Source organism: Halobacillus litoralis, from assembly GCF_020524085.2.
Lineage (GTDB): Bacteria > Bacillota > Bacilli > Bacillales > Halobacillaceae > Halobacillus > Halobacillus litoralis_E.
In genome coordinates, this window is record NZ_CP129016.1 from 2,461,536 (window position 1) to 2,474,986 (window position 13,451).

Consider the following 13,451-nt stretch of genomic DNA (forward strand, 5'->3'; position numbering starts at 1 on the left):
TGAGAGTGACCTTTTTTGTTCATCAAATGGATCGGCGGAAAGCTTTCACGATGATACCGTCATCCGCAGGCTCAAAGTCGTGCTCCGGCAAACGCTCAAATCCGTAGCGCTCATACAAAGCGATCGCGTCTTTCATAAAATCACCCGTATGCAGTCCGATCTCAGAATAGCCTTTCGTTTTCGCCCTTTGGATGCATTCTTCAATCAAAGCGGAAGCGATACCTTTGCCGCGTGCTTGTGGGATGACAGCGAGTACCCGGATCTCCGGGTAGTCGAGTTCATCTACGTAGCCTTCATATGCATCTGTCTTTGCAGGGAAAAGGGCTACACTTCCGAGAATGTCCCCATTCACTTCTGCCACTAATAAATCCACACCCGGCTGTTGGTCAGCTTGAGAGGAAATCGCTTTTTTCAAAGCTTTCCAATGTTTGTCTGGAATAGAGGCGATATGATCTTCATACGCCGCGATTCTCAGCTTCCTTATTTCAAGAATTTCTTCTTTTTTTGCATTGCGAATCGTAATGTTCATGTCGTACTCCTTTTATAGTTAAACTTTTCTGTCGTGCCGCTTAATTGTTTGCGGTGGTGAGGGGTATTCCATACAGAAAGGTCAGGGCCTTTGGGAAGAATCTTTTCCTCGGTGCGCTCAGGGTTGATGGTAATGGACAAGTGATAATGTTGTTTGATGGCTTGAAAATCAGTGGTATCACCAAATCCTTCTGTCTGATACAAGTCACGGGCGTACCCCCACAGGTTCGGAAACTCACGAATCAGGTTCCGGTTTGTTTTAAATCCGTTATAGTAAGCGACATCGAAACGTGCAAGGGTCGTATAAAGTCTTACATCGGAGTCTGTGATAAAGTCCCCCAATAGAAAACGGTTCTCTGTCAAATGGTCTTCAAGCTCATCGAGACGTGCAAAAAGTCGATCAAATGCCTGTTCATATGCCTCTTGTGATTGTGCGAAGCCACATTTGTAGACACCATTGTTGATGTCATGGAAAATGACGTCGCTCCAATGGTCGATATTTTCTCTCAAATGTTCAGGATAAAGGTCAGGAGCACCTTCTTTATGTAAGGGCGCCCAGGCTGTTTCGAAATCTGTAGTCAAGTTGAAATAATCATTGTTGACGGCTTTTTTCTCATCAATATCGACCATCACGGGTACAGTCGGCCGCCCGGTGTAGGATGCATCGGAATTGAAGTAGACTTCACTCACATATTGAATCCCCAGTTCAGGATCTTTGTGATTTTTATCTAAAGAAAATTCCCAATCCACACGGTCGATCTGCGGGCGAAGAGGGCTTGCGGCCCCAAGGCTGATGGAGGTATCGAGTCCTAGGATTTTCCGGACAATGACTGCACGGTGAGCCCATGGACAAGCGGGAGACCAAAGGAGGCGGTATTTGCCGGATTGTATGGGAAGTTCTTCACCAAACGGAGCGGTAAAGCGGTTCGTCTGCCGTTTGAAGGAACCGTCCTGTTCGATTTCTGCAGGTTTATTTTTAGAACTCATTCAACATCCCTCATTTTCAAGAAAATGACTTACCTTTTTTATCGCATGTTCTTATCCAAGGGTCAATAAAAAAGCATTGGCATTAAAAATTTATAAAAATATAGTGATCCGAACATCATTTCCTTTCGTAAGCTTTGTGAAACGTGAAAGATCTCCTTTGAAAAGATATACTAGAGAGACATGGCATAAGTAAAGGGGAATTTAGATGAGCAAACCCACGGACTATGAGCTATACGAACAAATCCGTAATAAAGACAAAGCAGCTCTCGAAACCCTCTACAACCGATATGAGAAATTATTATATTCTTTTGCTTATCGAATGATGAAGGATCAGCAAGCAGCAGAAGAAGTGATGCAGGATGTTTTCATCAAGTTGTGGAGAGGCAGAGGAGCCGGTCATTATGTGAAGGAGCGGCAAGTTTTCAAGCTGGCTGTTGACGATCACGCGAAATGCCTCCATCGACTTGATCAGAAAAAAGAAAGTCCAGGAAGTAGAGTGGGATCCTAGAGATTCGATGAATGAAGAAATGCCTGGTGTCGAAGAGGTCGTCACAAATAAAGAAGAGCGCGACCAATTGCGTAAAGCCATCGACACTTTACCTGATGAACAACAACGGATGATCTGCCTTTTTTATTTCCAAGGATTATCGCAACGGGAAATCGCTGAAAGATGTGACATTCCCCTTGGAACAGTCAAAGGACGGGTCCGGCTCGCATTGAAAAAATTGCGAGAGCATTTGGATGAGAAAGGGGGGACCACCGATGAATGACAAACAATGCGAGAATGTCCTTGATTACTTGAATGACCAGTTGACAGAAAAAGAGAAAAAAGAATTCGAAAACCATTTACGGGAGTGTCCCGACTGTCAGGAAGAAGTTAAGGAATTGGAAAACCTGATGGGAGATATCCCTGACTATATGAAAGAAACGACACCTCCGGCTGGTATGAGAGAACGTATCTTAGATGGTGTCTTCAATGATGAAGAAGAACATGAATCTGAAGCGGAAGAAAAACAGACACCGGTCCTCTCACCTAAAAAGCCGAACAAATGGAAGGTTTGGGCTGGTGCGCTGGCAGCAGGTCTTCTTTTGTCCGTAGGTGGAAATATATTCGCTGGCCTGCAGCTTCAACAGCTTTCTTCACAAAATGAAGATCTGGAGTCGAATCTTTCTGACCTTCAAGTGGCTTTATCCGAACTTGAAGATCGTGAAAATGAGGACGGTGATACGGTGACACCAACCAAGCGGACGCAGCTTGCATCAACAGGTGAAGCCGGATCCGGAGTTGCAACATTAGTTGATCGGAACATCGGTTCTGAATTGCTTGTCCAAGTGGAAGAACTGAGTCAACTCGAAGGGGATCAGGTCTATCAAGTATGGCTGATCCAAGGTGAAAATCCTGAACCAGCAGGTGCTTTTACGACAGATGGTGAAGGTAACGGTGCGGTGACTTTCCGAATTGGTGAAGAAAACCAGAAATCATGGGATGCCATAGCCATCACTAAAGAACCACAACCGAATAACCAGCTTCCTGAAGGAGAAGTTGTATTACAAGCGGAACTATAGGGAAGGTTTGAAGGGATTGGCTCATGGAGCCGATCTCTTTTTTGTATTAATTTTTTATTCAGGCACTCTCGCCCATAAATTCACTTGTAACTGAGAAACCGTCATAATTACGGTAGGTTCTTCTTTTACATCAATGGAAAAATGGAACCCGAATTGATCCCCATCTTGATCATTGAATGCAGAGAAGCCGGAAGGAGAAACCTCATAATCTACACCTTTATACATGGCTTCAGCTTCCGCTTTGAAATGAGAGGTGAAACCTTTGTTAGTCCGAGCATGTTCCAAACCAGAAACTAATGTCGCCCCATCCGCATCATAACTCCCGCTGGATTTGAAAATGATTTCGTATTCTGAACCATTACGCCTTACTTTTGTTACATAAATTTGATTATCACTATCCTCAAAGAGCACTCTTCCTTCGTTACTTTTTAAATCATCTACATTGATTTCTACCGTATACTTTCCCTCTATAGGGAAGGTCTTATGATAGTAATCATTCATGTTACTCGTGACATAGCTGATTCCTTTAGAATGCAGTTGGATCCCTTCTACGAAACGGGGGATCACCAGAATGCCGATGGCGATGATCATGATGAGAATATACAACGTATTTAACTGAAATATTCTTCTCATGGATTTTCCTCCTTATAAAACCGAATGGGAATCCAGCAAAGTAGAACGTTTCTTATCTCTTCTGTTAATCCTACCATAAAATGACATTTGTTTTATTTCAAGAAGCTGAGGCGCGTTATGCTTGGACTTATTCAAGTATTCTACTTGAAAATTTATATATTTCGACAGCCGTGTTCGACAATGATTGCCTCATCAGCCGGAGTATAATGTTGCCATATCAATGAAGGTGGTCATGGAGGTAAGAGAATGCTGCTAAAAAAACTTGTATTGGCTCTGGGGATCTTATTGTTGAGTTCCTGTTTGATGACAAATCCGGCAGATGCTGCTGAAAAGGAAGCCATCATTATTAACAAAAGCAATAATCAACTGGCATTTTATGAAAATGGGAAACTTCAGAAAGTCTTTCCAGTAGCAACAGGAAGAACGAGAAATTTGACGCCGGAAGGGAAATTTATGCTTGTAAATAAAGTCAAGAACAGGCCATGGTATAAAGAAGGAATACCCGGCGGTGATCCAAGAAATCCTCTAGGTGCGAGATGGCTTGGAATCAAAGTTCCCGGCGACTGGGGACATACTTCAGGGAATGTGTACGGCGTCCATGGGACCAATCAACCCTCTTCCATTGGAACTTATGCATCCAACGGTTGTATTCGAATGTATAACGAAGATGTTGTATGGCTGTTTGACCGTGCGGATAAAAATATCCCCGTATATATAACCAGTTCTTCCTTATCATTTACGGCATTAGCGCAAAATTATGGAGTGGGATCCAGCAAAGCAGTTGCAGGATATGAATTCTTCAATGAGACGTTAAGGTATGGCAGTAGAGGAGATTCAGTGGCCATTCTTCAGAGAAAACTCGGAATAACTGCTGATGGAATGTTTGGTCCGCAAACCTTAAAAGCTGTTAAGAAGTTTCAAACATCCAAAGGATTAGTAGCGGATGGTATGGTTGGTCCAAAAACAAGAAAAGCATTATTTAATAAATAGGTGAAAGAGTCCTTTAAGTTGAGAGCATCATAGACATCCGTGCGAGAAACTATTTTCTTTCATAAAATTTCCACTACCCTTTTTAGAAGCTGAACATTCCTTAGAATGTTCAGCTTCTTTTTTATGCACAGAGAACTTTTTTATTGAATGCTCAAGTAGGAACTCAGCTCCTTTTATTTTTTATGTAACTTTTCCATATTATGGTCGTCTTATAGTAGAGGGGGGATAGATGAGGAGAATCTTAGTGGTATCCGGCCTTCTATTATGCGCGCCATTGTTCCAAATGTCACAACAGCTGGAAGGAGTATCCCTGTTGACAGAAGGCTCCTATGGTTGGCATTGGATTTTAAAAGCTGAATGTGAAGATAAAGTTTCTCAGATCCCAAAGAGATGGGGAAACAATATGAACCGATCGAAGCAGCACTAATCAAGGAATAAGCGGGTATTTTTATAAAGCATTTAAACAGGAAATGAAATTGGAACTATGGGTGGAAGATGGATTGGTTGAGACCGTTGATCATAAGAGCCAATGAGTTATGACTCCACGCCAAAAATGAGTTTATGGCTACTACATGCAGGCTCAGTGGAAGGAGACGGCCTTTACGCTTTCTCAATAGTAGTAAAATAGGAAGGGGAGATGGATTTGTTATCTACTGACCGGACAGTGATGAAAGAGATTCAAAGCATGGATTATGAAGAGGTCAAAGAACTTTACTTGAATCCATTGGTTAGGAAGTACCTTGGAGGTCCGCGGGAAGAAGATGGTTTGGATGCGCTCTTGGATGGGATGCAGACATCAGGTGTAAACTCTCTCTATTTAGTGGTTCGTGAAAAAGGATCCAATCATTTTATTGGGTTCGTATCTCTTGACCCTCATCATGACGGGGATAGTATAGAGATTTCCTATCAATTCCTGCCTCATTGGTGGGGGAAAGGATATGGTTCTGAAATTGTGAGAGAAGTCGTAGACTATGCTTTTAGTGAGCTGAAACTCCAAAAAATTACCGCTGAAACGCAGATGGCCAATGTGTATTCTTGCAGGCTTTTAGAAAGAACAGGGATGGAATTGGATAAGACCCTCATTCGCTTTGGTGAAACACAATGTTTATACTCTTTAAGTCGAAGTGAACGGCGTTGATCTACATAGACTTTTCAACGATGGTGGACGAAGTAAATCATGGCACCATATGAGTTGATAAAAGAAAGGGATGACAAAATGAAGAGTTCTAAAAAGCGTTTATACACCCATCTGATTTTACTCTTCATTCTATTGATGACTGTTGGATGTCAAGATATAGAGGGTAAAGAAACAACATTAACTACTAGTGATGACGAGTCTGGTGTGGACCAACAAACAGAGACAGAGTCAACGATAAATGAAAGTGATCAAGCAAAGTCCACGGAAGAAAAGGGTGCATCTTCAAAAGGATCCGGGGAAGACGACTCAAATGCTGCCACCTCAAGTGATGAGAATTCTAAACAACCACCAGAGGAGAAAATGGTAGATTTGAGTTCCTACACATCCAGTGAAATAGAATGGGCAAGAGTTTGGCATCAACTAGCTCCAAACCAACAGATTGACACGATGTATGTGAAAAAAATTCCCGCTGGTAGTCTAATTAACCCTAATCACGAAGAGAGTGCTGTCTATCCTGAGGATGTGATTCAGTTGGAAGGGACTCGCTTAGTCGATGGAGCCGTCACTTATAGTGGTAACGGGGATGGTACCGTGAATGTCTATAATGTACCCGCCCGGTGGAATGAGAAGCTGACTGGGGAAGTGGACAAAGAGGAGATTAAAGAAGTCACGGAAGATGTGATCAAAAGCACCAAGCAAGTGAAGATCGAGCCTTTTTCCAATGAGGACATCGTAGAGTTGATCAAAAAGATACAAACGGTCCATCCAGGACAGTGATAAGGATCAGGATAGGGAGAACATAAATAGAAAGGGGATCTCATGCTGTTTGAAAATGATGATCTAATCGTCAGGCAACTAGTTAGAGAAGATCATGATGTACTAGCAAAGTGGCTTTCAGACCCTCGTGTACTTGAATATTATGAAGGGAGAGATCAGTCTTTAAACCTGAGTAGGGTGGAGAGTGAATTTATCTCCTCCGGGGATGAAAAGACTCAATGCCTTGTCCTTTATAAAGGTGTGTGAAAGAAGATAAGAATCGTGCATCGAGCATATCTTTTATCAAACGTTCTAGAATCGGAACTAAAAGAGGCAGGCTCCTTGGAGTCTGCCCCTATTTCTTGTATTAATATCTAAAAATCACTGATTCTTTTTCTATCCAAAGGTGTCATGATAGGGAAGTCTATGTCAATTTGATCTAGAGCCCATAAAAACTGATGCCATTTCTGGATGTCTCCAATGACTTTGATGGAAGAAGGAGAAGGACGGTTGTTGGTGGTGGCTAACTCATATAAAGTTTCTTTACTCATAATGACCTTCACTTGATCCTCGTCTAATTCATTAGATAAGTAACGAAAGATGCCTCGTTTAATCTCAGTTAAAGCTTTCTCCTTTCGATCAGGAATAATGAAGTTTAATTTGAAATCATAGTTACCAGCGATCAACCCGTTTATCCGTATACTTAACATGTTCAACACTTGTTCCAGTGACATGATATCCAGAACTTCTGTTGTGATGGTGGACTGCTGTATCGGAATAATTCCATAACGCAGTTCTTGTGCCCCCATCAAATACTCGTTACGCCATGGACCAGATTCAGCGATGTAGCCAAGCTGCTCCAAAGCGTCCGCACAAAGGTATTTGGCTTTCTTATTGGATGGGTTTGCAAAGATGACGTGCTTAGTGACTTCAGCAACCCATTGGTAATCGCCTTCTCTAAAGCTTTCTTTAGCTTTTTTGATAACTTCATCCTCTCCACCCATAAAATCCACATATTTCTTTGAGGACTCTTCCGGGAAGAGTTTGTTCAAATCAACTGGGTTTCCGTTATACCACCCCATATACTTCTGGTACACGGCTTTTGAGTTATGGTTGACCGTTCCGTAAAAAGAGCTGTTAAACCACTCGTCTCTTAAACTTTCAGGAAAAGTTACCATTCTTCCTACTTGATCGATGGTGTATCCCTGATTGATCAACCTTAGTGTCTGATCATTAATATACTGGTACATGTCCCGCTGTTTTTCCATATAATCGATGCAGTATTCTTTTCCGTGCCTTGGCCAATTATGCACTTCAAAAACAGATGTCATATTGTCTCCGAACAGCTCAATTGCCTGTTGGATGTATTTAGCCCAGGCGACGGGATCCCGGACTTCAGCTCCGCGTAATGTATAAATGTTATGAAGCGAAGCTGTACAGTTCTCCGCAATACAAAGGCTCTTTTCTTCAGGGATATAGGTGTTCATTTCAGCCGGTGCTTCTGTATCCGGGGTGATTTGGAATTGCACTCTTACACCATCGATGACTTTCTCGACATAGGGTTCATCCTTGAGAGGTGAAATTTCTTCAGCTGAATTAACTAAAGTCACAACGCCAGTGGACACATACTTTCCGATCCCACTGTCTACTTGACCTTTTTCGCCACGGGGAAGCACCTCACCATACATGTAAAATCCTCGCCTCGACATGGCAACACCTGCGGTCACATTCTCTTCCAAAGCGGCACTCAAAAATCCGCTTGGTGCGTAGATCTTCACATCATCTGTCGTTCCGCTATTGAGGACGCCATCCACACCGCCATAATGATCGACGTGTGAATGAGAAAAGATGATCGCACTAACCGGGAATTTGCCAAAATAGCTGTCGATCAATTCAAAAGCGGCTTCTGCTGTTTCTCTGCTGGTAAGACAGTCGATAACAATCCATCCTGTCTTTCCACGAATGATACTCAAATTAGCAAGGTCATATCCTCTGACCTGGTAAATGTTTTCTGTCACTTGAAATAGGCCAGCATTTAAATTCAGTTTTCCCTGGTACCATAGTTTCGGGTTTACGGATGGAGGGAGTTTGTCTTTCAGTAGGAATTCATAGCGTTTTAAATTCCAAACAGGAAGGAGCGAATCGTCTGGTTTGATCACGGGGAGAGAAACGCTTTTCAGCACATTTCGTGTGGCCCACTCCTGTTCAATCTTCAGTCTTTCCCAGGGCAGGTTCTTTTTTATCAATTCGTTGATTTTTTGGGTCTTCTTCGTGGCATCTTTGCGTAAAGGGGTCAATTCTGCCTCCATCTGCTCCTTATCGTTTTGTTCCATGAGATGTCACCTCCATGAACTATCGTATTCAGGTGAAAATCCCTTCATACATGGGGAAGGTTACAAAACATGAGATGGGAGGTTCCTGACTAACCACTAGCTCTTGTTCGAAAGTGGAAAAGTACAGTTTCATCCCGATTTGAAGAAACAAGGTTTCGTCAAATCGGGAGAACTATTGGCTATAAAACTATAAAAATTGTTAAGGATTTTGAATGGGAGTTTACCTTATGAAGTATAGTCTGGATAACCTAGACATTACTGCTTTCTTCTCCTTGTTCTTGATTCTCTTTCTGTAGTTCTATCTTTTTCTCTTCCAGCTCCAGCTTTTTTTCTTCAAGATCTAACTTCTTCTTTTTCAAATCAAAATGGATGACAAAATATAAGAAAATAAAAGTCATTCCTACAATGACTGAAATAAATAAAAACAGGTCCAAACTTATCTCCTCCTAGATAAAAAGATTTCACAGAATCGAGCTTGTAACTTCACTTCATAAAATATACGTAAGAGTCTTTGTATCATATTCATTGTATTCAAGGAAACCTTTCCGTTAGTTGAATGGGGAACTGTAAGCTTCAAAAGTCGGCGGTAGCCGTCCACTTGAAGATGAAGGAGGGATTGAATCTATAAAATTCCTTCCCAAACGCTAATCATCCACTTTAACACAGTCTGCATTTAAGAGCGAAAGCAAATGTAGCATCTTCCTATAAGAGGTTGAACTTGCTATATTCATAATATGAAAGAAAAAATAACGGAGAGGAAAGGTTTTATGAAACAGATCCTCATCAACTATATGAAAAGATATTCTGATCTTAGTGAAGCAGAATTGAATAACATGGCTTCTGATGTCACCATCACTCCTTTTCAAAAAGGGACTGTTTTGTTACAGCAAGGAGAAACCCCTGAGCAATGTTACTTTATCCTAAAAGGATGTATCCGGAAATACACCGTGAGCGAATCAGGAAAAGAAACGACCGTCAATTTTTATACAGAGGAACAGAGTGTGACCATTTTCAACCAGCATGGCGACGATCAAGTTTCTAAGTATTCATTAGGATGCGTGGAAGATTGTGTCTTGGTCGTTGGGGACTTATTAATAGGACAAGATGCGTATGACAAATCCCCTGGTCTGGAAACCATGATCCTTAAGATGGTAGAAAGCGACATGGGTGGAATGCATGATGATTTTGCTGCATTCATATCTTCCACTCCTGAAGAGCGATACCAATCCCTAATTGAAAAAAGGCCTGAATTATTGAAACGGGTACCTCAGCACCAGCTGGCCAGCTACTTAGGTATGACCCCTGAATCCTTGAGTCGAATCAAAAAGCGATTAGGAAGCCCCCGAATATGACGGTCGCGTGCTGAATTTGACTTTCATTCCTTTGACTAACAGCCACATTCCGAATCCTAATTCGCCAATCATCATCGGAAGACTAAGAATGTTCTCCATCGTGGCTGTTAAAGTTTCATATTCAGGAAGTGCATGGTACATGGAGTGGATCAGTAGGTAGCTTACACCAGCCAAGATCAATAAACCATTCAGAAGCTTTGGAATGAAACCAGCTTTTGAGGCTGCCATACCTACCATGATTAAATGGAATCCGAATACGATCAACCCGAGGGACCATGTTTTTTCAAAGCTAAGAATGTCGACCATCACTTGGGACGCTGAGCCTGAGTCGCTTTGAATGACCTGACTGACCATCCATAACCGGAAGACAGCTGCTGCAAGAATGATGGTATAGAAGAGGCGGAGAAGTCCTGCCAATATGGCATAAAAAGAATGGAAAGGTTTTAAAACTTTGTAAAAAGCCCACGATACGATGAGATCTGTTAAGATGATGACTACCCACCCGGCAATTTCTAGGTGAAACAAGGAAAGAGAGGATTGTAAAAGGTCATACGTTTTATCAGCATTTTCATGTATTACCAATGTGCTATGGGCGTAACCATAGGAGAAAAAAGCGGCAAGGGTCATCAAAATTAAACTCAGTCCAGCAATAATGGCTGGTTGTCTATGGAATTCTTCACTTCTATGCAGTTTTTTCATCAGGATTAAGATCCTCCTTGTTCTTTTATTTGTATTTTACCTTCTCCGAAGAACCATCACATTGACTTAAGTCAATGAAGCCATGAATCTTAAGTTTTTTCTGAAGAGGTAAAAGTCACTGTTTTTCTCGATTCATAGTAAGGGAATACAAAAATGCAGCCTTGCGTTATTTAAGTTGATGGTGCATTTTCCATGTTGGATATTTGATCTCAACCTATGGAGATAGCAGGAATAGAAGTATTCGTGGAGAAAAAGTTTATGAGGAAAGAATGAATGGTCGATATCTTTTATTAGAATCAAAAAATCTCTTGGAGGGAAGAAATGGATCCGAAAATCATAGCACTAGAGGAAAAAAAGTTGATAGGAAAGTCGAAGCGGATGTCTTTAGATGAAGATTCCACCCAGGAACTTTGGAAAAGTTTTATGCCGCACCGTCATTCCATTCCCCATCGAACCGATGAAATGCTTTACAATCTAAAGGTTTTTGAGCAAGGGTGGGGTGCTGAGAATTTTAATTCTTCTACACCTTTTGTCAAATGGGCGGCGGTCGAGGTTAATCGAATAGACACTGAAAAAATGTCTGAAATGGAAACCCACCTTTTGAGTAGTGGTCTCTATGCGGTTTTCCTGCATCGCGGCCCCGCAAGTGAATTTAACCAAACGCTGCAATACATTTTCAAGGAGTGGCTGCCATTTTCATCCTACGTCCTGGATGATCGGGAGCACTTTGAACGATTTACTGAAGATTATCGTCCAACGGATCCTGAAGCTGTGGAAGAGGTATGGATACCTGTTAAATATCAGGGGGCAGAGCTCTAAAAAGTTCTAAAGAATCTCAGCACTAGGGTGCGCAGGTAAAGGTTATGAATGTATTTGCCAGAGTAGAAACCTAAATACAATTCTTCCTTTTAGGATAGGGAAGAGTCTCATATGTAAGGGTCGTGAGTAGTTGTATGGAATTCTTAACAGAAAAAGTCCTTTATATTGCTTTATTCATTTTGGTGATCCATACCATTGAAACACTGGCCTATGCCGTACGGTTGTCGGGGGCTAGAGTAGGTTTGATCGCTTCCGCTTTATCGCTGTTCAATTTGATGGTCATCGTCTCAAGGATGGCGAATATGATGCAGCAGCCATTTACGGGTAGTTTAATTGACACAGCTCCGTCGGTAGATCCTCTTTCATTTGTTGAGAGTCAATACAGGGCCATCCTGGGAGCTTCCACGGTAGGTACAATTATAGGAATGATACTACTTCCGACCTTTGTCGCCTTGTTCTCCCGTTCAATCATTCGGTTATCAGAAAAAGGCGGGTCGATCCCATCCTTGTTTCGAATGCTGTTTACCATTGAATACATAAAGAGAGGGCTCCACCTGATCCATCTTCCTAAGAAAAGGTACCTGAAAGGATTTTCTTTAGAACATATCCCGAAACGGTTGTTTTTTATCAATATGCTCGTGACATCGATTTATACAGTGGGGGTTTTATCAGCCCTATATGCAGCTCTATTGGTACCAGAGAGGGCATCCACAGCCATCATGGCGTCTGGGTTGATCAATGGGATAGCTACCATTCTATTGGTCGTATTCGTAGATCCTAAGATCTCAGTCATGTCAGATGATGTCATCAATAAAAAAGGCGATTATAGTAAACTCAAAAATGTATCGCTTATGATGATCACCTCAAGACTTTTCGGCACGCTGTTGGCTCAACTCGTTTTCATACCAGGTGCGAAGTACATTGCCTGGTTCACAAAGTTCATCGTGTAAATGTAAAAGGGGGAGTTTGGTGGGAGACATAAAGAAAATACATATCATCGGTTCTGTTGCGAGTGGGAAGACGACTCTCGCAAAAAAATTATCCAGGGAATTGGACCTTCCCTATTTTGAGTTGGATAATGTCGTTTGGGAAAGGCAACAGACTGGCGATATTCGAAGAACAGAAGAGGAGAGGGCCGAATACTTGAAGCAGATTGTCGGAATGGAAGGATGGATCATGGAAGGTGTCCACAATGAGTGGTGGGTGGAAGAAAGTTTCCGTCACGCGGATGTCATCATCTTCCTTGATACCAACTACTCCGTCCGAACGTACCGAATCATCAAACGGTTTATTTTACAAAAGTTACGGTTGGAAAAGGCTCATTATACTCCCACCTTCCGGATTTTTCTAAAAATGTTCAAATGGAATAAGTACTTTGAAGAAAACGGGAAGCCACATTTCTTTGAAGCATTTAAGGAAGTTCAAGATAAGGTAATGAAGGTGAGCACGATCAAAGAGTTGAACCAGAGAATATATTCCCTGCGAACGACAATGCCAGCAGAGAAAGAGTGAGGCAGGTTTTAAAATGACCTATTGAAAACCACTGTAACAAGGTGGTTTTCTTTTTTTTGAAAAAATATTTGTTGGTATGACAGGGGTTTTAGCCTTTTTTGAAACTTTTTTTGTTTTTTTGTGATCCAAAATGAATCT

Annotated in this window: 18 protein-coding genes; 12 read left to right on the forward strand and 6 right to left on the reverse strand. The window is 41.8% G+C overall.

From position 1 onward, the window contains the following. Positions 1–22 precede the first annotated feature (22 nt). Positions 23–529, reverse strand: a complete 507-nt coding sequence (locus LC065_RS12470; protein ID WP_226590619.1) for a GNAT family N-acetyltransferase — start codon at positions 527–529, stop codon at positions 23–25. Next, a complete protein-coding gene (locus LC065_RS12475) occupies positions 526–1,515 on the reverse strand; it encodes a glutathione S-transferase family protein (protein WP_226590616.1) in 990 nt (329 codons plus the stop codon). The genes LC065_RS12470 and LC065_RS12475 overlap by 4 nt, the downstream gene beginning before the upstream one ends. 205 nt (positions 1,516–1,720) lie before the next feature. Between LC065_RS12475 and LC065_RS20515 the strand changes: the two genes are divergently transcribed. From LC065_RS20515 to LC065_RS12485, 3 genes are read left to right on the forward strand one after another with little or no spacing between them, the layout of a single operon-like run. Beyond that, positions 1,721–2,023, forward strand: coding sequence for an RNA polymerase sigma factor (locus tag LC065_RS20515; RefSeq protein WP_371933331.1), 303 nt, complete (start codon positions 1,721–1,723; stop codon positions 2,021–2,023). Continuing rightward, positions 1,980–2,285, forward strand: coding sequence for an RNA polymerase sigma factor (locus tag LC065_RS20520; protein WP_371933455.1), 306 nt, complete (start codon positions 1,980–1,982; stop codon positions 2,283–2,285). Before LC065_RS20515 ends, LC065_RS20520 begins: the two co-directional genes overlap by 44 nt. Continuing rightward, positions 2,278–3,081 (forward strand): anti-sigma factor, encoded by an 804-nt coding sequence (locus tag LC065_RS12485; protein ID WP_226590611.1) that lies wholly within the window; start codon positions 2,278–2,280, stop codon positions 3,079–3,081. Before LC065_RS20520 ends, LC065_RS12485 begins: the two co-directional genes overlap by 8 nt. A gap of 54 nt (positions 3,082–3,135) precedes the next feature. Here the strand turns inward: LC065_RS12485 and LC065_RS12490 are convergent, their stop codons facing one another. Beyond that, positions 3,136–3,714, reverse strand: coding sequence for a hypothetical protein (locus tag LC065_RS12490; RefSeq protein WP_226590609.1), 579 nt, complete (start codon positions 3,712–3,714; stop codon positions 3,136–3,138). A 246-nt stretch (positions 3,715–3,960) separates the two neighbouring features. On the opposite strand from LC065_RS12490, the gene LC065_RS12495 reads away from it, so the two are divergent. The 5 genes from LC065_RS12495 to LC065_RS12515 all read left to right on the forward strand — a co-directional run bounded on the left by LC065_RS12495 (position 3,961) and on the right by LC065_RS12515 (position 6,865). Continuing rightward, positions 3,961–4,704, forward strand: a complete 744-nt coding sequence (locus tag LC065_RS12495; RefSeq protein WP_226590606.1) for a L,D-transpeptidase family protein — start codon at positions 3,961–3,963, stop codon at positions 4,702–4,704. A gap of 229 nt (positions 4,705–4,933) precedes the next feature. Beyond that, entirely contained in the window at positions 4,934–5,131 is a 198-nt protein-coding gene (locus LC065_RS12500; protein ID WP_226590603.1) for a hypothetical protein, read from the forward strand. Between the two features lie 210 nt (positions 5,132–5,341). Further along, positions 5,342–5,842 carry a GNAT family N-acetyltransferase gene (locus LC065_RS12505; protein WP_226590601.1) on the forward strand — a complete coding sequence of 167 codons (501 nt, stop codon included), beginning with the start codon at positions 5,342–5,344 and terminating at the stop codon, positions 5,840–5,842. 78 nt (positions 5,843–5,920) lie between these two features. Beyond that, the gene (locus LC065_RS12510; protein WP_306163448.1) at positions 5,921–6,619 is read left to right on the forward strand and encodes a hypothetical protein; all 699 of its coding nucleotides are present in this window, start codon (positions 5,921–5,923) and stop codon (positions 6,617–6,619) included. Positions 6,620–6,661: 42 nt separating this feature from the next. Further along, positions 6,662–6,865: a GNAT family N-acetyltransferase gene (locus tag LC065_RS12515; protein ID WP_226590595.1), complete on the forward strand. Its 204-nt coding sequence runs from the start codon at positions 6,662–6,664 to the stop codon at positions 6,863–6,865. Between the two features lie 107 nt (positions 6,866–6,972). On the opposite strand, the gene LC065_RS12520 is transcribed toward LC065_RS12515, so the two are convergent. Next, positions 6,973–8,931 (reverse strand): alkyl/aryl-sulfatase, encoded by a 1,959-nt coding sequence (locus LC065_RS12520; protein ID WP_226590592.1) that lies wholly within the window; start codon positions 8,929–8,931, stop codon positions 6,973–6,975. Between the two features lie 248 nt (positions 8,932–9,179). Beyond that, complete coding sequence (locus LC065_RS12525) at positions 9,180–9,365, reverse strand: hypothetical protein (protein ID WP_226590589.1); 186 nt, start codon at positions 9,363–9,365, stop codon at positions 9,180–9,182. A 333-nt stretch (positions 9,366–9,698) separates the two neighbouring features. Between LC065_RS12525 and LC065_RS12530 the strand changes: the two genes are divergently transcribed. Next, positions 9,699–10,283 (forward strand): Crp/Fnr family transcriptional regulator, encoded by a 585-nt coding sequence (locus LC065_RS12530; RefSeq protein ID WP_226590586.1) that lies wholly within the window; start codon positions 9,699–9,701, stop codon positions 10,281–10,283. Here the strand turns inward: LC065_RS12530 and LC065_RS12535 are convergent. Beyond that, positions 10,263–10,982 carry a DUF4386 domain-containing protein gene (locus tag LC065_RS12535; RefSeq protein WP_226590584.1) on the reverse strand — a complete coding sequence of 240 codons (720 nt, stop codon included), beginning with the start codon at positions 10,980–10,982 and terminating at the stop codon, positions 10,263–10,265. The genes LC065_RS12530 and LC065_RS12535 overlap by 21 nt on opposite strands. Before the next feature lie 321 nt (positions 10,983–11,303). Here LC065_RS12535 and LC065_RS12540 point away from each other — a divergent pair, with 321 nt between their 5' ends. From LC065_RS12540 to LC065_RS12550, 3 genes are all read left to right on the forward strand, one after another. Beyond that, on the forward strand, positions 11,304–11,801 hold the full coding sequence (locus tag LC065_RS12540; RefSeq protein ID WP_226590580.1) for a GyrI-like domain-containing protein: 498 nt from the start codon (positions 11,304–11,306) through the stop codon (positions 11,799–11,801). A gap of 134 nt (positions 11,802–11,935) precedes the next feature. Further along, positions 11,936–12,751, forward strand: coding sequence for a lipid II flippase Amj family protein (locus LC065_RS12545; protein ID WP_226590577.1), 816 nt, complete (start codon positions 11,936–11,938; stop codon positions 12,749–12,751). Positions 12,752–12,770: 19 nt separating this feature from the next. Continuing rightward, a complete protein-coding gene (locus tag LC065_RS12550; protein WP_371933332.1) occupies positions 12,771–13,313 on the forward strand; it encodes an AAA family ATPase in 543 nt (180 codons plus the stop codon). Positions 13,314–13,451: the final 138 nt, after the last annotated feature.

Excerpts from the sequence above, each read along its gene's own strand:
- LC065_RS12545 (WP_226590577.1), top strand. The coding sequence starts at position 11,936 with ATGGAATTCTTAACAGAAAAAGTCCTTTATATTGCTTTATTCATTTTG.
- LC065_RS12505 (WP_226590601.1), top strand. The coding sequence starts at position 5,342 with ATGGATTTGTTATCTACTGACCGGACAGTGATGAAAGAGATTCAAAGC.
- LC065_RS12485 (WP_226590611.1), top strand. The coding sequence starts at position 2,278 with ATGAATGACAAACAATGCGAGAATGTCCTTGATTACTTGAATGACCAG.
- LC065_RS12490 (WP_226590609.1), bottom strand. The coding sequence starts at position 3,714 with ATGAGAAGAATATTTCAGTTAAATACGTTGTATATTCTCATCATGATC.
- LC065_RS12475 (WP_226590616.1), bottom strand. The coding sequence starts at position 1,515 with ATGAGTTCTAAAAATAAACCTGCAGAAATCGAACAGGACGGTTCCTTC.
- LC065_RS12535 (WP_226590584.1), bottom strand. The coding sequence starts at position 10,982 with ATGAAAAAACTGCATAGAAGTGAAGAATTCCATAGACAACCAGCCATT.
- LC065_RS12510 (WP_306163448.1), top strand. The coding sequence starts at position 5,921 with ATGAAGAGTTCTAAAAAGCGTTTATACACCCATCTGATTTTACTCTTC.
- LC065_RS12515 (WP_226590595.1), top strand. The coding sequence starts at position 6,662 with ATGCTGTTTGAAAATGATGATCTAATCGTCAGGCAACTAGTTAGAGAA.
- LC065_RS12495 (WP_226590606.1), top strand. The coding sequence starts at position 3,961 with ATGCTGCTAAAAAAACTTGTATTGGCTCTGGGGATCTTATTGTTGAGT.
- LC065_RS12530 (WP_226590586.1), top strand. The coding sequence starts at position 9,699 with ATGAAACAGATCCTCATCAACTATATGAAAAGATATTCTGATCTTAGT.
- LC065_RS12470 (WP_226590619.1), bottom strand. The coding sequence starts at position 529 with ATGAACATTACGATTCGCAATGCAAAAAAAGAAGAAATTCTTGAAATA.
- LC065_RS12540 (WP_226590580.1), top strand. The coding sequence starts at position 11,304 with ATGGATCCGAAAATCATAGCACTAGAGGAAAAAAAGTTGATAGGAAAG.
- LC065_RS20515 (WP_371933331.1), top strand. The coding sequence starts at position 1,721 with ATGAGCAAACCCACGGACTATGAGCTATACGAACAAATCCGTAATAAA.
- LC065_RS12520 (WP_226590592.1), bottom strand. The coding sequence starts at position 8,931 with ATGGAACAAAACGATAAGGAGCAGATGGAGGCAGAATTGACCCCTTTA.
- LC065_RS12500 (WP_226590603.1), top strand. The coding sequence starts at position 4,934 with ATGAGGAGAATCTTAGTGGTATCCGGCCTTCTATTATGCGCGCCATTG.